The organism is Pseudomonas sp. DF5 (assembly GCF_058148225.1).
Window position 1 is genome coordinate 34,213 of the sequence record NZ_JBYVYM010000027.1, and the last position, 20,619, is coordinate 54,831.

Annotated in this window: 23 protein-coding genes; 12 read left to right on the forward strand and 11 right to left on the reverse strand. The window is 59.7% G+C overall.

The window, feature by feature from the left end:
• Positions 1 to 45: 45 nt before the first annotated feature.
• From ctaD to AC30D7_RS22530, 3 genes are all read left to right on the forward strand, one after another.
• Positions 46 to 1,638, forward strand: a complete 1,593-nt coding sequence (gene ctaD / locus AC30D7_RS22520; RefSeq protein WP_064615680.1) for a cytochrome c oxidase subunit I — start codon at positions 46 to 48, stop codon at positions 1,636 to 1,638.
• A 117-nt stretch (positions 1,639 to 1,755) separates the two neighbouring features.
• Positions 1,756 to 2,313, forward strand: coding sequence for a cytochrome c oxidase assembly protein (locus tag AC30D7_RS22525; protein WP_490135529.1), 558 nt, complete (start codon positions 1,756 to 1,758; stop codon positions 2,311 to 2,313).
• 33 nt (positions 2,314 to 2,346) lie between these two features.
• Positions 2,347 to 3,234, forward strand: a complete 888-nt coding sequence (locus AC30D7_RS22530) for a cytochrome c oxidase subunit 3 (RefSeq protein ID WP_490135530.1) — start codon at positions 2,347 to 2,349, stop codon at positions 3,232 to 3,234.
• 16 nt (positions 3,235 to 3,250) lie between these two features.
• On the opposite strand, the gene AC30D7_RS22535 is transcribed toward AC30D7_RS22530, so the two are convergent.
• Positions 3,251 to 3,454, reverse strand: a complete 204-nt coding sequence (locus AC30D7_RS22535) for a twin transmembrane helix small protein (RefSeq protein WP_007940724.1) — start codon at positions 3,452 to 3,454, stop codon at positions 3,251 to 3,253.
• Positions 3,455 to 3,524: 70 nt separating this feature from the next.
• Between AC30D7_RS22535 and AC30D7_RS22540 the strand changes: the two genes are divergently transcribed.
• From AC30D7_RS22540 to AC30D7_RS22560, 5 genes are read left to right on the forward strand one after another with little or no spacing between them, the layout of a single operon-like run.
• A complete protein-coding gene (locus AC30D7_RS22540; RefSeq protein WP_490135531.1) occupies positions 3,525 to 4,265 on the forward strand; it encodes an SURF1 family protein in 741 nt (246 codons plus the stop codon).
• On the forward strand, positions 4,231 to 4,824 hold the full coding sequence (locus AC30D7_RS22545) for a hypothetical protein (protein ID WP_490135532.1): 594 nt from the start codon (positions 4,231 to 4,233) through the stop codon (positions 4,822 to 4,824). Before AC30D7_RS22540 ends, AC30D7_RS22545 begins: the two co-directional genes overlap by 35 nt.
• A gap of 10 nt (positions 4,825 to 4,834) precedes the next feature.
• Positions 4,835 to 5,914: a COX15/CtaA family protein gene (locus tag AC30D7_RS22550; protein WP_018927264.1), complete on the forward strand. Its 1,080-nt coding sequence runs from the start codon at positions 4,835 to 4,837 to the stop codon at positions 5,912 to 5,914.
• A complete protein-coding gene (cyoE, locus tag AC30D7_RS22555; RefSeq protein ID WP_018927265.1) occupies positions 5,902 to 6,801 on the forward strand; it encodes a heme o synthase in 900 nt (299 codons plus the stop codon). Before AC30D7_RS22550 ends, cyoE begins: the two co-directional genes overlap by 13 nt.
• Positions 6,798 to 7,433, forward strand: a complete 636-nt coding sequence (locus tag AC30D7_RS22560; protein ID WP_490135533.1) for an SCO family protein — start codon at positions 6,798 to 6,800, stop codon at positions 7,431 to 7,433. The genes cyoE and AC30D7_RS22560 overlap by 4 nt, the downstream gene beginning before the upstream one ends.
• A 169-nt stretch (positions 7,434 to 7,602) precedes the next feature.
• On the opposite strand, the gene AC30D7_RS22565 is transcribed toward AC30D7_RS22560, so the two are convergent.
• From AC30D7_RS22565 to zur, 7 genes are all read right to left on the reverse strand, one after another.
• Complete coding sequence (locus AC30D7_RS22565) at positions 7,603 to 8,376, reverse strand: MetQ/NlpA family ABC transporter substrate-binding protein (protein ID WP_490135534.1); 774 nt, start codon at positions 8,374 to 8,376, stop codon at positions 7,603 to 7,605.
• An 80-nt stretch (positions 8,377 to 8,456) separates the two neighbouring features.
• Positions 8,457 to 9,131, reverse strand: a complete 675-nt coding sequence (locus AC30D7_RS22570) for a methionine ABC transporter permease (protein WP_018927268.1) — start codon at positions 9,129 to 9,131, stop codon at positions 8,457 to 8,459.
• Positions 9,131 to 10,138, reverse strand: a complete 1,008-nt coding sequence (locus AC30D7_RS22575; RefSeq protein ID WP_490135535.1) for a methionine ABC transporter ATP-binding protein — start codon at positions 10,136 to 10,138, stop codon at positions 9,131 to 9,133. Before AC30D7_RS22575 ends, AC30D7_RS22570 begins: the two co-directional genes overlap by 1 nt.
• Before the next feature lie 244 nt (positions 10,139 to 10,382).
• Positions 10,383 to 11,099: a PA5502 family lipoprotein gene (locus tag AC30D7_RS22580; protein ID WP_490135536.1), complete on the reverse strand. Its 717-nt coding sequence runs from the start codon at positions 11,097 to 11,099 to the stop codon at positions 10,383 to 10,385.
• A gap of 37 nt (positions 11,100 to 11,136) precedes the next feature.
• Positions 11,137 to 11,925, reverse strand: a complete 789-nt coding sequence (gene znuB, locus AC30D7_RS22585; protein WP_019580298.1) for a zinc ABC transporter permease subunit ZnuB — start codon at positions 11,923 to 11,925, stop codon at positions 11,137 to 11,139.
• Complete coding sequence (znuC, locus tag AC30D7_RS22590; protein ID WP_490135537.1) at positions 11,918 to 12,703, reverse strand: zinc ABC transporter ATP-binding protein ZnuC; 786 nt, start codon at positions 12,701 to 12,703, stop codon at positions 11,918 to 11,920. The genes znuB and znuC overlap by 8 nt, the downstream gene beginning before the upstream one ends.
• Positions 12,703 to 13,185, reverse strand: a complete 483-nt coding sequence (gene zur, locus AC30D7_RS22595; RefSeq protein WP_026286509.1) for a zinc uptake transcriptional repressor Zur — start codon at positions 13,183 to 13,185, stop codon at positions 12,703 to 12,705. The genes znuC and zur overlap by 1 nt, the downstream gene beginning before the upstream one ends.
• A gap of 66 nt (positions 13,186 to 13,251) precedes the next feature.
• On the opposite strand from zur, the gene AC30D7_RS22600 reads away from it, so the two are divergent.
• Entirely contained in the window at positions 13,252 to 14,172 is a 921-nt protein-coding gene (locus AC30D7_RS22600) for a zinc ABC transporter substrate-binding protein (protein WP_490135538.1), read from the forward strand.
• A 93-nt stretch (positions 14,173 to 14,265) separates the two neighbouring features.
• Here AC30D7_RS22600 and AC30D7_RS22605 read toward each other — a convergent pair whose 3' ends face one another.
• Both AC30D7_RS22605 and AC30D7_RS22610 read right to left on the reverse strand, forming a co-directional pair.
• A complete protein-coding gene (locus AC30D7_RS22605) occupies positions 14,266 to 15,216 on the reverse strand; it encodes a homoserine kinase (RefSeq protein ID WP_490135539.1) in 951 nt (316 codons plus the stop codon).
• 58 nt (positions 15,217 to 15,274) lie between these two features.
• Positions 15,275 to 15,565 carry a DUF2782 domain-containing protein gene (locus AC30D7_RS22610; RefSeq protein ID WP_111453131.1) on the reverse strand — a complete coding sequence of 97 codons (291 nt, stop codon included), beginning with the start codon at positions 15,563 to 15,565 and terminating at the stop codon, positions 15,275 to 15,277.
• A gap of 74 nt (positions 15,566 to 15,639) precedes the next feature.
• Here AC30D7_RS22610 and polA point away from each other — a divergent pair, with 74 nt between their 5' ends.
• Positions 15,640 to 18,408, forward strand: coding sequence for a DNA polymerase I (polA, locus tag AC30D7_RS22615; RefSeq protein WP_490135540.1), 2,769 nt, complete (start codon positions 15,640 to 15,642; stop codon positions 18,406 to 18,408).
• A gap of 298 nt (positions 18,409 to 18,706) precedes the next feature.
• Here the strand turns inward: polA and yihA are convergent, their stop codons facing one another.
• Positions 18,707 to 19,348: a ribosome biogenesis GTP-binding protein YihA/YsxC gene (yihA, locus tag AC30D7_RS22620; protein WP_007940707.1), complete on the reverse strand. Its 642-nt coding sequence runs from the start codon at positions 19,346 to 19,348 to the stop codon at positions 18,707 to 18,709.
• Positions 19,349 to 19,539: 191 nt separating this feature from the next.
• On the opposite strand from yihA, the gene AC30D7_RS22625 reads away from it, so the two are divergent.
• A complete protein-coding gene (locus AC30D7_RS22625; RefSeq protein ID WP_003196231.1) occupies positions 19,540 to 19,830 on the forward strand; it encodes a c-type cytochrome in 291 nt (96 codons plus the stop codon).
• A gap of 46 nt (positions 19,831 to 19,876) precedes the next feature.
• Entirely contained in the window at positions 19,877 to 20,488 is a 612-nt protein-coding gene (locus AC30D7_RS22630) for a c-type cytochrome (RefSeq protein ID WP_490135541.1), read from the forward strand.
• Positions 20,489 to 20,619: the final 131 nt, after the last annotated feature.

Here is a 20,619-nt window from a genome sequence, read left to right on the forward strand (position 1 = left end):
TGACGTCCCGGTTCGCCCAGCCCAGCCGTTTGCAGGAGACAGGACATGACTGTTGTAGTCGATGACCATGTTCATACCGATACCGCCCACGCCCACGGCCCTGCCAAAGGCCTGATGCGTTGGGTGTTGACTACCAACCACAAGGATATCGGCACGCTGTACCTGTGGTTTGCATTCACCATGTTTCTGCTCGGCGGCTCGTTCGCCATGGTAATTCGCGCCGAGCTGTTCCAGCCAGGGCTGCAAATCGTCGAACCGGCGTTCTTCAACCAGATGACCACCATGCACGGCCTGGTGATGGTCTTCGGTGCCGTGATGCCGGCTTTCGTCGGCCTCGCCAACTGGATGATCCCGTTGATGATCGGCGCGCCAGACATGGCCCTGCCACGGATGAACAACTTCAGTTTCTGGCTGTTGCCGGCGGCGTTCATTCTGCTGGTATCGACTTTGTTCACTCCTGGCGGCGGGCCGAACTTCGGCTGGACCTTCTACGCACCGCTGTCGACGACCTACGCGCCGGAAAGCGTGACGTTTTTCATCTTCGCCATTCACTTGATGGGGATCAGTTCGATCATGGGCGCGATCAACGTGATCGCGACCATCCTCAACCTGCGCGCCCCCGGCATGACGTTGATGAAAATGCCGCTGTTCGTCTGGACCTGGCTGATCACCGCGTTCCTGCTGATCGCGGTGATGCCGGTGCTGGCCGGCTGCGTGACCATGATGCTGATGGACATCCACTTCGGCACCAGTTTCTTCAGTGCCGCCGGTGGCGGTGATCCGGTGCTGTTCCAGCATGTGTTCTGGTTCTTCGGGCACCCCGAGGTGTACATCATGATCCTGCCGGCCTTCGGTGCCGTCAGCTCGATCATTCCGGCGTTCTCGCGCAAGCCGCTGTTTGGCTACACCTCGATGGTCTATGCCACGGCCAGTATTGCGTTCCTGTCATTCATCGTCTGGGCGCACCACATGTTCGTGGTCGGCATTCCGCTGGTGGGCGAGTTGTTCTTCATGTACGCCACGCTGCTGATCGCGGTGCCGACTGGCGTGAAGGTGTTCAACTGGGCCAGCACCATGTGGCAAGGCTCGCTGACCTTCGAAACACCGATGCTGTTCGCCGTGGCGTTCGTGATCCTGTTCTCCATTGGCGGATTCTCCGGGTTGATGCTGGCCATCGCCCCGGCGGACTTCCAGTACCAGGACACCTACTTCGTGGTCGCGCATTTTCACTACGTGCTGGTACCGGGGGCGATCTTCGGGATCTTCGCCTCGGCGTATTTCTGGCTGCCGAAGTGGACCGGCCACATGTACGACGAAACCCTCGGCAAGCTGCACTTCTGGCTGTCTTTCATCGGCATGAACATGGCGTTCTTCCCGATGCACTTCGTGGGCCTGGCGGGCATGCCGCGGCGGATTCCGGACTACAACCTGCAATTCGCCGACTTCAACATGGTGTCGTCGATCGGCGCGTTCATGTTTGGTGCCACGCAGATCTTCTTCCTGTTCATCGTGATCAAGACCATTCGCGGCGGCGAGCCGGCACCGGCCAAGCCGTGGGATGGTGCCGAAGGCCTGGAATGGAGCATTCCATCGCCCGCGCCGTATCACACCTTCACCACACCGCCGGAAGTGAAATGAAACGCCTCGGTCCTGTAGGAGCCGGCTTGCTGGCGATGAACGCAGCGCGGTGTGTCAGACACTCCGCCTTCGCTGGCAAGCCAGCTCCTACAGGATATGGCGTAGAGGCTGGAAATAATGGCTGACTCGATCTCGATGAAGAAGCTGGTCACCCGGCTGTTGCTGGTGGTGGTGGCGATGTTTGTCTTCGGCTTTGCCCTGGTGCCGATCTACGACGTGATGTGCAAGGCATTCGGCATCAATGGCAAAACCGCCGGGCAATATGAAGGCGAGCAAACTGTCGACGCCTCGCGGCAGGTTCGCGTGCAGTTTCTGTCGACCAACGCCGCTGACATGCCCTGGGATTTCTATCCCAAGGCCGGTGAGCTGACCGCGCACCCCGGGGCAGTGAACGAGATGATTTTTATCGCCCACAACCCCACCGACCGGCCGATGAGCGCCCAGGCGGTGCCGAGTATCGCGCCGAGTGCAGCCGCGGCGTACTTCCACAAGACCGAATGTTTCTGCTTTACCCAGCAAGTGCTGCAGCCCGGTCAACGCATCGAGATGCCAGTACGGTTCATCGTTGACCGCGACATGCCCAAGGATGTGAAGCACCTGACGCTTTCCTACACGCTGTTCGATATCACCGCACGTCATCCGCCCGTGGCTGTTGCAGCAAGCACTGGCGGCTAGGCGTTAAAGCGTGCCCGATAAGGAGAACAATAAATGGCAACTCATGAGCATTACTACGTTCCAGCCCAGAGCAAATGGCCGATCATCGCCACGATCGGCATGCTGGTCACGGTGTTCGGCCTGGGCACCTGGTTCAACGACCTGAAAGCTGCACGGCCGGAATCCCACGGCCCGCTGATCTTTTTCGTCGGCGGACTGCTGCTGGCCTACATGCTGTTCGGCTGGTTCGGAACGGTGGTCAAGGAAAGTCGCGCGGGGTTGTACAGCCCGCAACTCGACCGCTCGTTCCGCTGGGGCATGAGCTGGTTCATTTTCTCGGAGGTGATGTTCTTCCTCGCCTTTTTCGGTGCGCTGTTTTATGTGCGCAACATCGCGGGCCCGGCACTGGGCGGTGAAGGCACCAAAGGCATCGCCCACATGCTGTGGCCGACATTCGAGTTCGCCTGGCCACTGCTGAACAACCCGGACCCGAAACTTTTCCCTCCGCCCAAGGAAGTCATCGGTCCCTGGGGCCTGCCGCTGCTCAACACCGTGATTTTGGTGAGCTCCAGCGTCACCATCACTATTGCTCACCACGCCTTGAAGAAAGGCCATCGCGGCACACTGAAAATCTGGCTCGCGCTGACCGTGTTACTCGGCTGCACATTCCTCGGTTTTCAGGCCAAAGAATACCTGCACGCCTACCACGAACTGGGCCTGACCCTGGGTTCCGGCATCTACGGCGCAACGTTCTTCATGCTCACCGGTTTCCACGGCGCCCACGTAACCATCGGCACCATCATCCTGTTCGTGATGCTGATGCGCATCCTGCGCGGGCACTTCGATGCCGACCACCATTTCGGCTTCGAGGCAGCGGCTTGGTACTGGCATTTCGTGGACGTGGTGTGGATTGGTCTGTTCGTTTTCGTCTACGTGATTTGAACCCTGGCTCGCATGACTACCAAGGCACGTGAGACACCAACTGGCCGCTGAAAAAGCCCCAGGCGATCAAGCCGACAGTGGCAGCGGCCAGCGCAACACGAACACTCAAGGCGATGACCAGGCGATTCGAGCTGCTGTCGTCCTTGACCAGAAAAAACAGGCCGCTGAACAGGCTGACAACCGTGGCAATCAGCATCAGGACGATGGCTGCTTTGAGCATGGTGACACTCCGGGGGACAGGCGATGCATGTGAGTATAGCTATCGCGATGACCGACTTTCTGGCGACGCCATGAAGCGCTTCCGGCTGGGCCTCGTGCCGACTCTGGTGGTCGCAGTGCTGCTGCCCTTGCTGGTGTCACTCGGCTTCTGGCAGTTGAGCCGGGGGGCGGAGAAAAGCGCGCTGCTGCAAAATTACGCCGAGCGCCGGGCGGCCGAACCGATGGCCAGCACCGAACTGCAACACACCGAAGATCCGGCCTTCCGCCGGGTTCGCCTGCACGGCCAGTTCGATGCCGAACACAGCCTGCTGCTGGATAACCGGCAGCGCGACGGCAAAGTCGGGGTCGAGCTGTTGCAACCGTTTCAGGATCAGGCCACCGGGCTCTGGTTGCTGGTCAATCGCGGCTGGCTGCCGTGGCCGGATCGGCGCACACCGCCGTCATTCACCACACCGACTGAGGTGTTGAGCCTCGACGCCTGGGTCTATGTCTCCCCCGGCGCAACGTTCCAGTTGCACGCCGACCCCAACGCCACGACCTGGCCACAACTGATCACCGCCGTTGAACCGGCCAGGCTGTGGACGGCGCTTGAGCGTGATGGTTTCGCCTACGAATTACGCGCACAAAGCGGCCCCGCGACCTACCGCGCCGATTGGCCGGTGGTGGCCATGGGGCCGGAAAAGCATCTGGCTTATGCCGTGCAGTGGTTCGCCTTGGCGATCGCGCTGTTCGGCCTTTATCTCTATCTCGGATGGCACAACGCAAAGGAGAACAATAATGGGAGTGGTCATGAATCCACCCGGCATGTCTGAGGCGAAAACACCGGTAAATCGGCGGCGCGGACGCTTGCAGTTGCTGCTGATCCTATTGGGGGTGATCGGTCCGATGATCCTCGCCACCGGCATGTACAAGTTGCAGTTCTGGGTGCCCGAAGGCCGCAGTTATCACGGTGAACTGATCGGCAACGGCCAGACCCGCGCCGACATCGGCGTACAGGCGCAGGAAGAACGCTGGCAGTTGCTGGTGACAGCGCCGAAGGACTGTTCGGTGGACTGCCAGCAGCTGGTTTATCTGGCGCGGCAGATCCAGATCGGCCTCGGTCGCGATGCTGCCCGTGCCAGCCATGCACTGGCCATCGCGCAGCCGCTGAACAGCGATTACGAGACTAAACTTCAACGCGAGTACCCACAGTTGCAACGCTATTCATTGGACCTGCCGTCCTACATCAAAGGCGCGCAGAGCAATGACACGCCGCACCTGTGGATCATCGACCCTCACGGCAATCTGGTGCTGCGTTACGACCCGACGGTGAAGGGCAAGGACCTGCTCAACGACCTGCGCCACCTGCTGAAACTGTCGAACATCGGATAAGGGCATCGTCATGGCCAAACCTGGATTTCGCCTCGCGCTGTTTGCCACCTTGCTGGCACTGATTGTGGTGTTGCTCGGCGCTTACACACGCCTGACCCACGCCGGCCTCGGCTGCCCGGACTGGCCCGGCTGCTACGGTTTTATCAGCGTGCCGCAAAGCGAAGCCCAGCTGGCTCATGCCGAACTGCATTTTCCAGACACCCCGGTGGAAGCCCACAAGGGCTGGAACGAAATGGTCCATCGCTACTTCGCCGGCACGCTGGGGCTGCTGATCGCGGTTCTGGCGGGCCGCGCCTGGGTCCATCGTCATCATCCGGGGCAGCCGGTGAAGTTGCCGCTGTTCCTGCTGGCGTTGGTCATTGGCCAAGCGGCTTTCGGCATGTGGACGGTGACGCTCAAGCTTTGGCCGCAAGTGGTCACCGGACATTTGCTCGGTGGTTTTGCGACCTTGAGCCTGTTGTTTCTGCTGACCTTGCGCCTGTCCGGCGTATTGCCGGCGCTTACCGTGCCTCGACGTTTGCAATACTGGGCAACCGCCGGCTTGCTGTTGGTGATCCTGCAAATTGCTCTCGGTGGCTGGGTCAGCTCCAATTACGCGGCGGTAGCCTGCATCGACTTTCCGACCTGCCACGGCCAATGGCTGCCACCGGCTGATTTCGCCAACGGCTTTCACCTGACCCAACACATCGGCCCGAATTATCTGGGCGGGCAGCTGGACAGCGATGCCCGCACCGCGATTCACCTGACTCACCGCATCGGCGCATTACTGGTCACCTTTGTTCTGCTCGGTCTGGCCTGGCAACTGAAGGTCGTCGGCATGACGCGCCTGGCTGTCATGGTGCTGATCGCCCTTGCCGCACAAATCACCCTGGGCATCAGCAACGTGGTGTTCCACTTGCCGCTGCCGGTGGCCGTCGCCCACAACGCCGGCGGTGCGGCGCTGTTGCTGACGATGGTGCTGGTCAATTATCACGCGCGAACCAGCCTGGTTCGGGTCAAGCATCAGCCCCCTCGGCGCTGGCGACTACGCCTGCGTAAACACTCGGCCGGGCCCATAACAATAAAAGGAGAGATGCCATGGCGACTCTGATCGGCGAACGTCACAGTCAGGCCATCTGGCGAGACTACCTGGAACTGACCAAGCCGAAAGTGGTGGTGCTGATGCTCATCACCTCGCTGGTCGGCATGTTTCTCGCGACCCGCGCCGGGGTGCCATGGACGGTGCTGGTATTCGGCAATCTGGGGATCGCCCTGTGTGCCGGCGGTGCCGCGGCGGTCAATCATGTGGTGGACCGGCGCATCGACGCGGTCATGGCCCGGACCCACAAACGGCCCCTGGCCGAAGGCCGGGTGTCTCCAGCCGCTGCGCTGACCTTCGCCCTGATACTGGCAATGCTCGGTCAGGCCTTGTTGCTGACTTTCACCAACCCGCTGACAGCATGGCTGACCCTCGCCTCCTTGCTCGGTTATGCCGTGGTCTATACCGGTTTCCTGAAACGCGCGACGCCGCAGAACATCGTCATCGGCGGCCTCGCCGGAGCTGCCCCGCCACTGCTCGGCTGGACCGCCGCCACCGGTCATGTCGGCGCCGAACCATTGTTGCTGGTGCTGATCATCTTCGCCTGGACCCCGCCGCACTTCTGGGCGCTGGCGATTCACCGCAAGGAGGAATACGCCAAGGCTGACATTCCGATGCTGCCGGTAACCCATGGCGAGCATTACACCAAAGTCCACATCCTGCTTTATACCTTTGCGCTGCTGGCCGTCAGCCTGATGCCCTACGTGATCCACATGAGCGGCGTGCTCTACCTGATGTGTGCCCTCTTACTGGGCGCCAGGTTTCTGCAATGGGCCGTGGTGCTGTACCGTGGCACTCGGCCGCACGCGGCGATCAACACGTTCAAGTACTCTATTTACTACTTGTTCCTGCTGTTCATCGCGCTGCTCGTAGACCACTACTTACTGTTGATCCTATGACCCGAACCCAGAAAACCGTCTTCATCCTCGTTGCCCTGATCGCGCTGATCCTGGGCCTGACCGTCAATAAAGTACTGACCGGGAAGAACCAGGGCGACCCGACGGCGCTGATCGATGCAGGGATCATCTTGCTGCCCCAAAGCCGCAATCTGCCGGACCTGAAGATGACCGATCAGGACGGCAAGCCAGTGGCGGTCAACGAACTGAAAGGCAAGTGGAGTCTGCTGTTCTTCGGCTACACCTTCTGCCCGGACATCTGCCCGACCACCCTCGCCCAGCTGCGGCAGATCAAGAGCGAACTGCCGGCGGATGCGCTGGATAAATTGCAGGTCATCCTGGTCAGCGTCGACCCGAACCGCGATACGCCCAAGCAACTCAAGCAGTACCTGGGCTACTTCGATCCGCAATTCATCGGGCTGACCGCAGCCTCGGTCGAAGACCTTCAGAAAATGGCCAACGCGGTGAGCATTCCGTTCATTCCGGCGGACACCAGCAAACCGAACTACACCGTCGACCACAGCGGCAACCTGGCGGTGATCGGACCGGACGGGACTCAACGCGGGTTCATTCGTGCACCGCTGAATAACCAGAAACTGGTGGCGCAGTTGCCGGTGATGCTCAAGCGCGAATAGCCGACACGAAACCTGTGGGAGCGGGCTTGCCCGCGAAGGGGCCATAACATCCAACATCAATGTTGGATGTGACACCGCTTTCGCGGGCAAGCCCGCTCCCACAGGTACGGTGTTTCAGGCAAAAAAATGGGGCGCATACAATGCGCCCCATTTTCGTTACATCAACTGATCAGAACGCCGGCAATACCGCGCCTTTGTACTTCTCGAGAATGAAGGCTTTCACTTCCGGGCTGTGCAGGGCAGCAACCAGTTTCTGCATTGCCGCGCTGTCCTTGTCGTCCGGACGGGCAACGAGGATGTTCACGTACGGCGAGTCGCTGCCTTCGATGACCAGCGCGTCCTTGGACGGATCGAGCTTGGCTTCCAGCGCGTAGTTGGTGTTGATCAGCGCCAGGTCGACCTGAGTCAGCACGCGGGGGATGGTCGCGGCTTCCAGTTCACGGAATTTCAGATCCTTGGTGTTCTCGGTGATGTCCTTCACGGTCGACAGGATATTTTTCGAATCCTTCAACTTGATCAGGCCAGCCTTCTCCAGCAGCAACAGCGCACGGCCGCCGTTGGTGGCGTCGTTCGGGATCACCACGTTGGCGCCGCCCGGCAGCTCTTCCAGTTTCTCGTACTTGCTGGAGTAAGCGCCCAGCGGCTCCAGGTGCACACCGGCAACGCTGACGAGGTTAGTGCCCTTGGCCTTGTTGAATTCATCCAGGTACGGTTGGTGCTGGAAGAAGTTGGCGTCCAGACGCTTCTCGGCCACCTGTACGTTTGGCTGGATGTAGTCGGTGAAGACTTTGACTTTCAGGTCCACGCCTTCTTTGGCCAGGGCTGGTTTAACGAACTCGAGGATTTCCGCGTGGGGCACCGGGGTGGCCGCAACGGTCAAGGTGTCGGCAGCGTGGGCGGAAAAGGCTGCAATGGCAGCGAATGCGACGAGTAGTTTTTTCATTCAGCTAACTCCTTGTGAGGCGCCAGTCTTCGGCGCCTGCCAGCGAATGGCCGGCTCATGTCTTAAGTGACGAAAACTGTTTATTTGCGGGAGAAATGAACCACCAGCTTGTCGCCGACGGTTTGCAGCACTTGAACCAGCACCAGCAGCAAGACCACGGTGACCACCATCACGTCGGTCTGGAAACGCTGGTAACCGAAACGGATCGCCAGGTCGCCCAAGCCGCCAGCGCCGACCACACCGGCCATTGCTGTGTAGGACACCAGTGTAATCGCTGTCACCGTAATCGCTGCGAAGATGCCCGGACGGGCTTCCGGCAGCAAGGCGTTGGTGATGATCTGACGGGTCGTCGCGCCCATCGCCTGGGTCGCTTCGATGATGCCGCGATCCACTTCACGCAGGGCGGTTTCCACCAGTCGCGCGAAGAACGGCGTAGCGCCCACCACCAACGGTGGGATCGCACCGGCGACACCGAGGGAAGTGCCGGTAATCAATACGGTGAACGGAATCATCACGATCAGCAGAATGATGAACGGCAGCGAACGCAGAATGTTCACCACCAGCGACAGCATCGCGTAAACGCCTTTGGCTTCCAACAACTGGCGCGGGCTGCACAAGAACAACAGCACGCCCAACGGCAACCCCAGCAGCACGGTGAACAACAGCGAACCGCCAAGCATCAGCAGGGTGTCGCCCGTGGCCAGCCAGATTTCGTACCAGTCGATATTGGAAAAGAAACTCATCAGGACTTCCATCAGCGCAGCACCTCCATGTGGACATCAGCTGCGGTGAAGTGAGCAAACGCCGCTTCCATGTCGCCACCGGTGACGGCCAGGGTCAATTGGCCGTAGGGAACCTCTTTGATGCGATCGATACGACCGGCCAGGATGCTGTAGTCCACGCCCGTTTCCCGGGCGACGGTACCCAGCAATGGTGCGTAGGTCGCTTCGCCCTGGAAGGTCAGGCGTACGATGCGGCCCGGTACGTGAGCGAAGTCGTCGCGCTGTTCGTTCTCGTCGATCTGCTCGTCTTCCTGGACGAAGCGCTTGGTGGTCGGGTGCTTGGGATGCAGGAACACCTCGGCCACCGAACCTTGCTCGACGATCACACCGGCATCCATCACCGCCACCTGATCGCAGACTCGACGGATCACATCCATCTCGTGGGTGATCAGGACGATGGTCAGCTTCAGCTCGCGATTGATCTCGGCCAGCAATTGCAAAACCGACGCCGTGGTCTGCGGGTCGAGGGCACTGGTGGCTTCGTCGCACAGCAAAATTTTCGGCTTGGTTGCCAGGGCGCGGGCGATGCCGACACGCTGCTTCTGACCACCGGACAGTTGCGCCGGGTATTTTTTCGCATGGTCGGCCAGGCCAACCCGTGCCAGCAATTGCGCCACACGCTGGTCGATTTCGCTACGCGACAGCTCACCGGCGAGGGTCAGCGGCAGCGCGACGTTGTCGGCCACGGTCTTGGACGCCAGCAAGTTGAAGTGCTGGAAAATCATCCCGACCTGCTGACGGAAACGTCGCAGGCCGTTGGCATCCAGCGCTGTGACTTCTTCGCCATCGACGATGATCTTGCCGCCACTGGAGTTTTCCAGGCGATTGATCAGGCGCAGCAGGGTACTTTTTCCCGCACCGGAATGGCCGATCAGGCCAAAGACCTGACCGTTCTCAATCGTCAGACTGGTCGGATGCAGGGCGGTAATATCCTTACCGGCGACGCGGTAAGTTTTGTGGACGTTTTGAAACTCGATCACGTAGCGAACCTTGTGGGGCGCGTTAGAAAAGGATCAGCGGTTAGCCGGGCGCGCATTTTAGCCTGTCCGTATAGAGGTTCTTAGCATTTATTTCGCCTTCAACCAGCGATTTGGCAATAAGGCGATCAAAGGTAGGAACCTGGGACCAAGGCAATTGCGGCCTGATGCATCTAGAAAAGCAAAAGATCGCAGCCTGCGCTAACTCCTACACGGTCCGGAGCTGCTGCAGGCTGCGATCTTTTCTTTATGGCTTGCGAGGACTCAAAACCATCTGCGCCGGAATATTGCGCAGAATCTGTTTCTCCAGCTTCAGATCAAACCCCGAATCCAGCTTCTTCACCCGTTTGGTCAGCAAGGTGGCCAACCATGGGTAATCCTGGGTACGGGGAACCTGAATGCTCACGTCGCACTGATAATTCACCACATCAGCGGCGATAGCATCGAGTTGACGACGAAGTTTGCTCATATCGGTGAGGTTCAATGCCACCGTCGTGCTTTCAGCCGTTGGGTCGATCACTTTGGCCTGCGGTTTGGCTTCGGCAGCCTTGAGGGCCGCTTCGGCTTTATCCAGTTCAGCCTTGCGTGCATGAACGATGGCATTGTTAACGCCACCGGTCAGCGCCGGGGCCTTGGGCATCAATACCCGGGCACGGCTGAGGGCAGTGGCCGCAGCATTCACATCACCTTTTTGCAACACGATCTGGCTGCGCAGCAAATAGGCTTCGGCCAATTGCCGCTGGTATTGCTCAAGGGATTGATCGTTGGGCGACTCGGCCTGCAAGGCCGCCAATTGATCCTCGGCGGTGGCCAGCTCACTGCTGGCCAGGCTTTGTTCCAGTTGTGCAATAGCCGTGGCCCGCGCATCGGGGGTCTCGGTGGCCGCCGGCGGCGTGCTTTGGCAAGCACCCAGTAGCAGCGAAAATGCGACAAGGAGCAGATAACGGGAGGCGAACGGCTTCATTCCTGCGACTCTCTATTTGCGCAAAAAACGAGCAAGTCTACACCCCTCGACGGGGCAGGACAAAACTCAGCAGAAACAGCGCGGCGGCCGCCACCACAATCGACGGGCCAGCCGGGGTGTCCTTGAACCAGGACAACGCCAGCCCGCCACACACCGCGAGCATGCCCAGCAGGCTCGCGCCCAGTGCCATCTGCTCCGGCGAGCGGGCGTGACGCTGTGCCGCAGCCGCCGGAATAATCAGTAACGAAGTAATCAGCAACACGCCGACGATTTTCATCGCCACCGCGATCACCACGGCGATCAGCAACATCAGGACCAGACGCAACGCCGCCACCGGCAAACCTTCCACCCTGGCCAACTCTTCGTGCACGGTGATCGCCAGCAAGGGTCGCCACAGCGTGACAAGCAATACCAGCACCGCCGCGCTGCCGCCGAGGATCCAGGCCAGATCGGTCGGGCTGATCGCCAGCAGATCGCCGAACAGATAGGCCATCAGGTCGATCCGGACTTCATGCATGAAGCTTAGTACCACCAGGCCCAGGGAGAGCGTGCTCGGTGCGAGAATTCCCAACAGTGTGTCAGACGCCAATGGCTGCCGCTGTTGCAGCGTCACCAGCAACACTGCCAGCAACAGGCAGCCTACGGTGACAGCCACGGTCGGGCTGACATCCAGCAGAAAGCCCAGCGCCACACCCAGCAGCGCGGCGTGGGACAGGGTGTCGCCGAAATAAGCCATGCGCCGCCAGACCACGAACGAACCCAGCGGGCCCGCGACCAGAGCCAGGGCCAGGCCTGCAAGCAGGGCGAAGAGCAGAAAATCAGCCATGCTTGCAGCTATCTCCATGAACGTGGGAATGGGCCGACGGGGTCGCTACGACCACCGAGCCATGCAGGTCGTGAGCGTGGTCGTGATGGTGGTGATAAATCGCCAGGCTTTGTGCGTTCTTTCCGAACAATTCGACAAACGCGGGATCGCCGCTGACCTGCTCGGGATGCCCGGAGCAGCAGACGTGGCGATTCAGGCACACCACCTGATCGGTGGTGCTCATCACCAGATGCAAATCGTGAGAGACCATCAATACGCCGCAGCCATGACGGTCGCGCAGACGTGTGATCAGGCTATAGAGCTCGGCTTGACCGGCCACGTCGACGCCTTGTACCGGCTCATCGAGCACCAGCAACTCCGGCTCGCGCAGCAATGCCCGGGCCAGCAGTACTCGCTGCATTTCGCCACCGGAAACACTTTGCACCGGGCTGTCGATCACCTGCTCGGCGCCGACTTCCTTGAGGGCGGCCAAGGCCCGAGCGCGGTCCACGCCAGGGACCAGACGCAAGAAACGCAGCACTGATAGCGGCAGGGTTGGATCGACATGGAGTTTTTGCGGCATGTAACCGACGCGCAACTTCGGCTTGCGCCAGACGCTGCCGCTGTCCGGTTTCAACAGACCGAGCACCGCGCGCACCAGTGTGGTTTTGCCGGCGCCATTAGGGCCGATCAGGGTGACGATCTGCCCCGGCTCGACGCTCAGTTCGATGTTATCCAGCACGTTTTGCCCGGCAAAAGTGACGGCCACCTGCTCAAGACGGATCAGCGCATTGCTCATCAAGCCCCCTGGCAACCCGAGCAGAGACCGATGACTTCAACGGTCTGGGCCTCGACAATAAATCCGACGTCCCTGGCGCTACCGACGATCGCGTCGCTGATGGACTTCTGTTCAAGCTCGATGGCGGCGTGGCATTGGCGGCAAATCAGGAACTGGCCTTGGTGAGCATGTTCCGGGTGATTGCAGCCGACGAAGGCGTTCAGCGAGGAGATGCGATGCACCAGGCCGTTTTCCAACAGAAAATCCAGCGCACGGTACACGGTCGGTGGCGCAGCACGGCGGCCGTCCTGCTCGCTGAGCACTGCCAGAATGTCGTAGGCACCCAGCGGCTTATGGCTTTGCCACACCAGTTCCAGCACCCGCCGGCGCAAGGCAGTCAGGCGCAACCCCTGACGCGCGCACAAGGCATCGGCCTCAGACAATGCGCTATGGACGCAATGAGAGTGGTCGTGGGGACGGCTGGCAATCGGTGTTTTAGGCATGAGCGGCGACGAGTGTTGTGAGAGACGTTATTATGTTACCCGTTCTCGCCTCTTCGAGTGGTCATCGTGTCCCGACTTTTTTCTATCTTTGTCGCATTTGTCGCAAGTTTTCTGCTGATCGGTTCAGCCCAGGCTGAAGTCAAAGTGCTTACCAGCATCAAGCCGCTACAGCTGATCGCCGCTGCGGTGCAGGACGGCGTGGCGATTCCGGAAGTGCTGCTGCCCCCCGGAGCCTCCCCGCATAACTACGCCTTGCGCCCATCCGACGTACGGAAGGTGCAGTCGGTGGACCTGGTTTACTGGATCGGTCCGGACATGGAAGGTTTCCTGCCTCGCGTACTGAAAGGTCGTACGCTGCCCAGCGTCGCGGTACAGGATTTGCCGGGCCTGAAACTGCGACATTTCGCCGAAGATAGCCACTCCCACGCTGAAGAAGCCGATGAGCATGACCACGATCATCGCCCCGGCAGCCTGGATGCGCACTTGTGGTTGTCGCCGATCAACGCCCGAGTGATCGCCAGCAAAATGGCTGCCGATCTGATCGCAGCCGATCCGGCTAACGCAGCGCGCTATCAGAGCAACCTCAAAGCCTTCGATGAGCGCCTGGATGCCTTGGACCTGCGCCTGAAGGCTCGCCTGGCAGGCATCGCGAACAAACCTTACTTTGTGTTCCACGAAGCCTTTGACTACTTCGAAGACGCCTACGGCCTCAAGCATGCCGGCGTGTTCAGTGTCGCAGCCGAAGTGCAACCCGGTGCCCAGCACGTCGCGGCGATGCGCACGCGGTTGCAGGAAGTCGGCAAAACTTGCGTGTTCAGCGAACCGCCGCTGCGCCCGCGCCTGGCAGAAACCCTGGTGGCCGGGCTGCCGGTAACACTGGCGGAGCTGGATGCATTGGGCGGATACACACCAGCGACTGCCCAAGGGTATGAGCAGGTGCTGGAAAAGTTGGGGAATGATTTGGCCGGGTGCCTGGAGTCGTTGTAAGCGGGAAGTTTGGTGGTGAATCGTTCGCGGGCAAGCCTCGCTCCTACAGGGATCGCGCACATCCTGTAGGAGCGAGGCTTGCCCGCGAAGCTTTTAGAGGGCGAAAGGCAACGGCGTGTCGACCTTTTGCCGCTGTGCCAAGCGCAGCTGAAACTCCATCGGATCGTGAATCAACACGTCCTGCCCGGCGAAAGACTCCGCCGCAATCAACCGCGACAACCAGAACCGCACGCACGCCACACGCAACATGGTCGGCCACAGCTCAGCTTCGGCAGCGGTGAACGGCCGCAGCGCGGCATAAGCGCCCAGCAACGCCCGCGCCCGTACGCCATCGATCTGCCCTTGCTCGTCCGAACACCAATCGTTCAACGCAATTGCCACGTCATAAAGCATCGGCCCTGAACAGGCATTGTAGAAGTCGATCAACCCGGTCAGGTGCGTGCCTTCGAACATCGCGTTGTCGCGGAACAGATCCGCATGGATGTTGGCCCGCGGCAGCGCCAGAATTTTCGTCTTTTGCTGGGTGATTTCTTCCAGGGCCCGTTGCAGCAAATCGCTTTGCTCGGCGTTCAAGTGCGAAAGAAACTGCGTGCCCTCTTCCAGCATCCAGTCCAGGCCGCGATCGGTTTTGCGCTTGATCATGTTGGCCTGGGTCGCCAGGTGCAGATGGGCCAGCAGCTCGCCGACCTGAGCGCAATGCTGCGCGTTGGCGTCCTTGATGTGCTTGCCCGCCAGACGTGGCTGCAACAGCGCGGGTTTACCGGCCAGTTCGCGCAAAGCGACGCCGTCGGTGGTGCGCAGGGCATAAGGCACCGGCAGGTCGGCGTCGTGCAGGACGTCGAGCAGTTCGATGAAGAACGGCATCTCCTGCACTGGCCCGCGCTCAACCAGGGTCAGAACAAACTCGCCCTGCTCCAGGCTGATAAAGAAATTGGTGTTTTCGCTACCGGCGGCGATCCCCTGGAAATCAAGCAGGCGGCCGAGCCCGTAAGGGGCGAGAAAGGTTTCCAGCTCGGGCCGAGCCAGGGGGGTGAACACAGACATGGTTAAAACTGCCAGTACGGGCGCTGCGGTTGAGCCAGCGCCGATTGAAATTAAGAAACTACTTCCACTCAAAGATTTTCCACGAGGGAATCAGCATATCCGGCTGATCCGAGCGGATATAGTTTGCATCTGTTCCGTCCGCACGTATCAGAAAGTACGGTTTTCCGACCTTCGGGGTGACCTTGATCGCATACACAAAGCCGTTCTGGCGATACTCCTGAATGGTTTTATCGCCTTCCGTGCGGATCGTTACTTCCGGGTCCGCCGAGGGCTTGTCATCCGCCGCCATGACAGCCAATGGAGTGATTGCAAAGAAGCCAGCCAGCAACAAGCGATTTAGTGTGCGCATGATAACCTTGTCCCTTTGTCGTCAACGGTCCCGCTATTCTAGCGCCGGACCCGCCGAAAAGGTTGATCCTGCTCATGAGCCAAGCACCCCTCGTCCTGGTGGACGGTTCTTCTTACCTGTACCGCGCTTTTCATGCGCTGCCACCGCTGACCACGTCCAAAGGCCTGCCGACCGGAGCGGTCAAAGGCGTGTTGAACATGCTCAAGAGTCTGCGCAAGCAGTACCCGGAGAGCCCGTTCGCCGTGGTGTTCGACGCCAAGGGCGGGACATTCCGCGACGAGATGTTCGCCGAATACAAGGCCAACCGTCCCAGCATGCCTGACGACATGCGCGTCCAGATCGAGCCGCTGCACGCCAGCGTCAAGGCCTTGGGCTTTCCATTGCTGTGCGTGGACAACGTCGAAGCTGACGACGTGATCGGCACCCTGGCCCGCAGCAGTGCAGCCGCCGATCGGCCGGTGATTATCTCCACCGGCGACAAGGACATGGCGCAGTTGGTCGACGGGCACATTACCTTGGTCAATACGATGACTGGTAGCACGCTGGACGTGGAAGGCGTGAAGGAGAAATTCGGCGTCGCTCCCGAGCAGATCATCGATTATCTGGCCCTGATGGGCGATTCGTCCGACAACATTCCAGGCGTTCCGGGTATCGGCCCGAAAACTGCGTCCGGCCTGCTGGTCGGTGTGAACGGCGGCCTGACCGAGCTCTATGCAAAGCTCGATATCGTCCCGACCCTGCCGATCCGCGGCGCCAAAACCTTGCCGGCCAAGCTCGAAGAGCATAAGGAAATGGCCTTTCTTTCTTATCGATTGGCAACCATCAAGATCGACGTACCGCTGGACTTCGGCCTCGACGACCTGCATATGGGACCACCGGATCACGACAAACTTGCCGAGCTGTATTCCCTGCTGGAATTCAAAAGCTGGTTCGAAGAGAACCAGCGCGATGCCAAGCGCTCGGGCCAGGACATCGTCGAGGTTGTCCAAGAGCAGCCGGGTGCCGCCGAAGCGAAATACGAAACCATCCTCGACCAGAAGCGCTTCGAGGCCTGGCTGGACAAGCTCGAAAAGGCGCCGCTGATCGCCTTGGTCACCGAAACCAACGGCAACGACCCCCAACACGCGCAACTGGTAGGCCTGTCGTTTTCCGTCGCGATCAACGAAGCAGCCTACATTCCGCTGACCCACTCCTACATGGGCGTGCCGGAGCAGCTGGATCGCGACACCGTGCTGCTGGCGCTGAAACCGCTGCTGGAAAACCCGAATAAACTGAAAGTCGGCCAGCATGCGAAGTTCGACACCAATATCCTCGCCAATTGCGCCATCGGTGGTGATCAGAGCAACGGGATTACCGTTCAGGGAATTGCCTACGACACGATGCTCGAGTCTTACGTACTGGATTCGACGGCCACCCGCCACGACATGGACAGCCTGGCGCTCAAGTATCTGGGCCAAAGCAAGACCGACATCCAGGAGATTGCGGGCAAAGGCGTCAAACAGCTGACCTTCGACCAGATTTCACTTGAGCTGGCGGGTCCCTATGCCGCTGAAGATGCCGATGTCACCTTCCGCCTGCATCTGGCGTTGCAGGAAAAACTGGCCGCGACGCCAAGCCTGGTCAAAGTGCTCAACGAGATTGAAATGCCACTGATGCCGGTTCTGGCCCGTATCGAGCGACAGGGCGCGCTCGTGGACGCCAACCTGCTGGGTATCCAGAGCGTCGAACTGGGCGAGAAACTGGTCGCCCTCGAGCGTGAGGCCTTTGCCATTGCCGGGGAAGAATTCAACCTCGGCTCGCCGAAGCAACTGGGCGTGATCCTCTACGAAAAGCTCGGTTTGCCCGTACTCAGCAAAACCGCCAAGGGTCAGGCTTCGACTGCCGAAGCCGTGTTGGCCGAGTTGGCCGAGCAGGACTACCCGCTGCCCAAGGTGCTGATGCAATACCGCTCGCTGAGCAAGCTCAAAAGCACCTACACCGACCGTTTGCCAGAGCAGATCAACGCTCGCACCGGGCGCATTCATACGTCTTACCAGCAGGCAGTCGCAGCCACCGGGCGCTTGTCGTCCATCGACCCGAATCTGCAGAACATTCCGATTCGCACCGCCGAAGGTCGCCGGATTCGTCAGGCGTTCGTCGCGCCGAAAGGCTACAAACTGCTGGCCGCGGATTACTCGCAAATCGAACTGCGGATCATGGCGCACCTGGCCAAGGACGAAGGCTTGCTGCATGCCTTCCGCAACAACCTCGATGTCCACCGGGCCACGGCAGCAGAAGTGTTCGGCGTCGAGCTGGATGCGGTCACCAACGATCAGCGTCGAAGTGCAAAAGCCATCAACTTCGGCTTGATCTACGGCATGAGCGCGTTTGGTCTGGCCAAGCAGATTGGCGTTGACCGCAAACAGTCCCAGGCCTACATCGACCGTTATTTCGCTCGTTATCCCGGCGTGCTGCAGTACATGGAACGCACGCGCGCCCAGGCCGCCGAGCAAGGCTTCGTCGAAACCATCTTTGGTCGTCGCCTGTACTTGCCGGAAATCAACGCGAAAAACCAGGCCCTGCGCAAAGCTGCCGAGCGCACGGCGATCAACGCCCCGATGCAAGGCACCGCGGCGGACATCATCAAGAAAGCCATGGTGGCGGTGGACAACTGGCTGGCATCGTCAGGCCTCGACGCCAAAGTCATCCTGCAGGTACATGATGAATTGGTGCTCGAGGTGCGTGAGGACCTGGTCGACCTGGTACGCGAGGAGATTCGCGTGCACATGAGCAACGCCGCACAACTGGACGTACCGCTTCTGGTCGAGGTCGGCGTAGGCAACAACTGGGATGAGGCGCACTGAGCCGCCTGAAAAGACGTATGTACTGCGGCCTGGCGCCGCAGCACATGACGAAGGGCTATAGAGCGAAAAACGACAGTGATTATTTCCAAAGGATTTTGAAAATAGTCTGAACTAAATCCGCGAACCGCCACTCAGAGATACTGAATGGCTGGTGAAGCCCTTCGATGCTCCTATGTTGTGTTAAGTGTTGGCAGATATCTGGACCCCGCCCTAGCGGTCCGGAACTTGAACCCCGGAACTTCTCCCTCCCCATACGAAGTCCGGGGTTTTTTTTGCCTGCCGATTGGTCTCGAGAGCCTTACTCGGCAGCCTCGGCACCCTTGTCCGCCAACTCCATCCAGTCCGCCAGTACGGTGTAGGCTTCTTCCAGCCCCATGCGTTTGGGGGCCGAAAACAGCTGGATAGTGATCGTATCGCCCCAACCCTTGCGGATTTCCGATTGAACCTTGAGCAGCGTGTTTTTTGCCGCGCCGTAGGTCAGTTTGTCGGCCTTGGTCAGCAGAATATGCATCGGCATGCCGCTGGCGACGGCCCAATCGAGCATCAACAGGTCGAAGTCGGTCATTGGATGACGGATGTCCATCATCAGAATCAAACCTTTCAAACTCTCACGGCCACCCAGATAGGCTTCCAGGTGACGCTGCCAGTGCATCTTCAACGGGATCGGTACTTTTGCATAACCGTACCCCGGCAGGTCGACCAGACGGCGTTCATCGTCTAGCTTGAAGAAGTTCAACAGCTGCGTGCGACCCGGTGTTTTCGAGGTTCGCGCCAGGCTGGCGTGGGTCAGAGTATTCAACGCGCTGGACTTGCCGGCATTGGAACGCCCGGCGAAGGCCACTTCAAAGCCTTCGTCGTCGGGACATTGGTCGACTTTGGCGGCGCTGAGCATAAAGGTGGACTGTTGGCACAGGCCGAGGATGGGATTCTTGAGTTGCATGGGATTTCCGATGTGGGCGGCGCCGGGAATGGACGCGGCAAGCAGTGTCGTTTCCGTTTCAGTGACGCCAGTATATAATGCCGCAGATTTTGTGTGCGCTTTGTCCCAGCGTAGGATGAAGTTCACGAGAGCGATTGACCTTGATTGCGCATTAGAACGCAGCACGCTCTCAACCCTGAAAAGGTCGTTTTATGACGAAATGGCTGCTAGCTGCCGGTGTCTTGATGCCGCTTTACAGCGCTCAGGCTACACAGGATCCGGAAGCTGTGTACAACCGTGTTTGTGGTGCCTGTCATTCCGGCCAACTACCCATGGCGCCCCGCAAGGGCGATCAGGAAGCTTGGACGCCGAGGTTGGCGAAAGGTATGGAGACGCTGGTGCAACACGTGACCCAGGGTTTCAAGGCGATGCCGCCGCGTGGTTTGTGCATGGACTGCAGTGCCGAGGATTACCGAGCCATCATCCAGTGGATGAGCGAGTAAACCCGGTCCATAACTCTTTAACCCTTAGCCGTAGTTGGATTAGCTGATGAACAAATTGATCGTGAGTCTGCTGTTGACCGTGGGGATCTCCGGTATAGCCCATGCTGCAGGTGATGCGACTGCTGGTCAGGCGAAAGCCGCAGTATGTGGCGCCTGTCATGGCCCGGATGGCAATAGCATGGCGCCTAACTTTCCGAAACTGGCAGGCCAGGGCGAGCGTTATCTGAACAAGCAGCTGCACGACATCAAGTCCGGCAAACGCACGGTACTGGAAATGACCGGCCTGCTGACCAACCTCAGCGATCAGGACCTGGCCGATATCTCCGCCTACTTCGCCAACCAGAAAGGCAGTGTCGGTGCCGCCGACCCAAAAATCGTGGCACGCGGTGAAGCACTGTTCCGTGGCGGCGACCTGGCCAAAGGGCTGCCAGCCTGCACCGGCTGCCACTCGCCCAATGGCGCAGGCAACGCAGCTGCCGGCTTCCCGCACCTGGGCGGCCAGCATGCTCAGTACGTCGGCAAGCAACTGACCGAATTCAGAAAAGAAGAAGGTGGCCGGACCAACGACGGCGACACCAAACCAATGCAAAGCATCGCCAAAAAGCTGAGCGACGAAGATATCGCCGCCGTCTCCAGCTATATTCAAGGCTTGCACTAAGGCCTGTGATCGAGCGTTGTGAGTGATGTACATCTCTTGCAACGTTAACTCTCGATTAATCCGTCGATGCAAACATAAAAAGGGTAGCTTTGGCTGCCCTTTTTTGTGGCCGCTGCCGTTACACTACAGAA

What these genes read in the sequence shown, in the direction of transcription:
- cyoE (WP_018927265.1), top strand. Translation starts at nt 5,902, where the DNA reads ATGGCGACTCTGATCGGCGAACGTCACAGTCAGGCCATCTGGCGAGAC.
- znuB (WP_019580298.1), bottom strand. Translation starts at nt 11,925, where the DNA reads ATGGCTGATTTTCTGCTCTTCGCCCTGCTTGCAGGCCTGGCCCTGGCT.
- AC30D7_RS22530 (WP_490135530.1), top strand. Translation starts at nt 2,347, where the DNA reads ATGGCAACTCATGAGCATTACTACGTTCCAGCCCAGAGCAAATGGCCG.
- AC30D7_RS22560 (WP_490135533.1), top strand. Translation starts at nt 6,798, where the DNA reads ATGACCCGAACCCAGAAAACCGTCTTCATCCTCGTTGCCCTGATCGCG.
- AC30D7_RS22630 (WP_490135541.1), top strand. Translation starts at nt 19,877, where the DNA reads ATGAACAAATTGATCGTGAGTCTGCTGTTGACCGTGGGGATCTCCGGT.
- AC30D7_RS22545 (WP_490135532.1), top strand. Translation starts at nt 4,231, where the DNA reads ATGGGAGTGGTCATGAATCCACCCGGCATGTCTGAGGCGAAAACACCG.
- ctaD (WP_064615680.1), top strand. Translation starts at nt 46, where the DNA reads ATGACTGTTGTAGTCGATGACCATGTTCATACCGATACCGCCCACGCC.
- AC30D7_RS22605 (WP_490135539.1), bottom strand. Translation starts at nt 15,216, where the DNA reads ATGTCTGTGTTCACCCCCCTGGCTCGGCCCGAGCTGGAAACCTTTCTC.
- AC30D7_RS22570 (WP_018927268.1), bottom strand. Translation starts at nt 9,131, where the DNA reads ATGGAAGTCCTGATGAGTTTCTTTTCCAATATCGACTGGTACGAAATC.
- AC30D7_RS22610 (WP_111453131.1), bottom strand. Translation starts at nt 15,565, where the DNA reads ATGCGCACACTAAATCGCTTGTTGCTGGCTGGCTTCTTTGCAATCACT.
- znuC (WP_490135537.1), bottom strand. Translation starts at nt 12,703, where the DNA reads ATGAGCAATGCGCTGATCCGTCTTGAGCAGGTGGCCGTCACTTTTGCC.
- AC30D7_RS22580 (WP_490135536.1), bottom strand. Translation starts at nt 11,099, where the DNA reads ATGAAGCCGTTCGCCTCCCGTTATCTGCTCCTTGTCGCATTTTCGCTG.
- AC30D7_RS22565 (WP_490135534.1), bottom strand. Translation starts at nt 8,376, where the DNA reads ATGAAAAAACTACTCGTCGCATTCGCTGCCATTGCAGCCTTTTCCGCC.
- AC30D7_RS22535 (WP_007940724.1), bottom strand. Translation starts at nt 3,454, where the DNA reads ATGCTCAAAGCAGCCATCGTCCTGATGCTGATTGCCACGGTTGTCAGC.
- polA (WP_490135540.1), top strand. Translation starts at nt 15,640, where the DNA reads ATGAGCCAAGCACCCCTCGTCCTGGTGGACGGTTCTTCTTACCTGTAC.
- AC30D7_RS22525 (WP_490135529.1), top strand. Translation starts at nt 1,756, where the DNA reads ATGGCTGACTCGATCTCGATGAAGAAGCTGGTCACCCGGCTGTTGCTG.
- zur (WP_026286509.1), bottom strand. Translation starts at nt 13,185, where the DNA reads ATGCCTAAAACACCGATTGCCAGCCGTCCCCACGACCACTCTCATTGC.
- AC30D7_RS22625 (WP_003196231.1), top strand. Translation starts at nt 19,540, where the DNA reads ATGACGAAATGGCTGCTAGCTGCCGGTGTCTTGATGCCGCTTTACAGC.
- AC30D7_RS22540 (WP_490135531.1), top strand. Translation starts at nt 3,525, where the DNA reads ATGAAGCGCTTCCGGCTGGGCCTCGTGCCGACTCTGGTGGTCGCAGTG.
- AC30D7_RS22550 (WP_018927264.1), top strand. Translation starts at nt 4,835, where the DNA reads ATGGCCAAACCTGGATTTCGCCTCGCGCTGTTTGCCACCTTGCTGGCA.
- yihA (WP_007940707.1), bottom strand. Translation starts at nt 19,348, where the DNA reads ATGCAACTCAAGAATCCCATCCTCGGCCTGTGCCAACAGTCCACCTTT.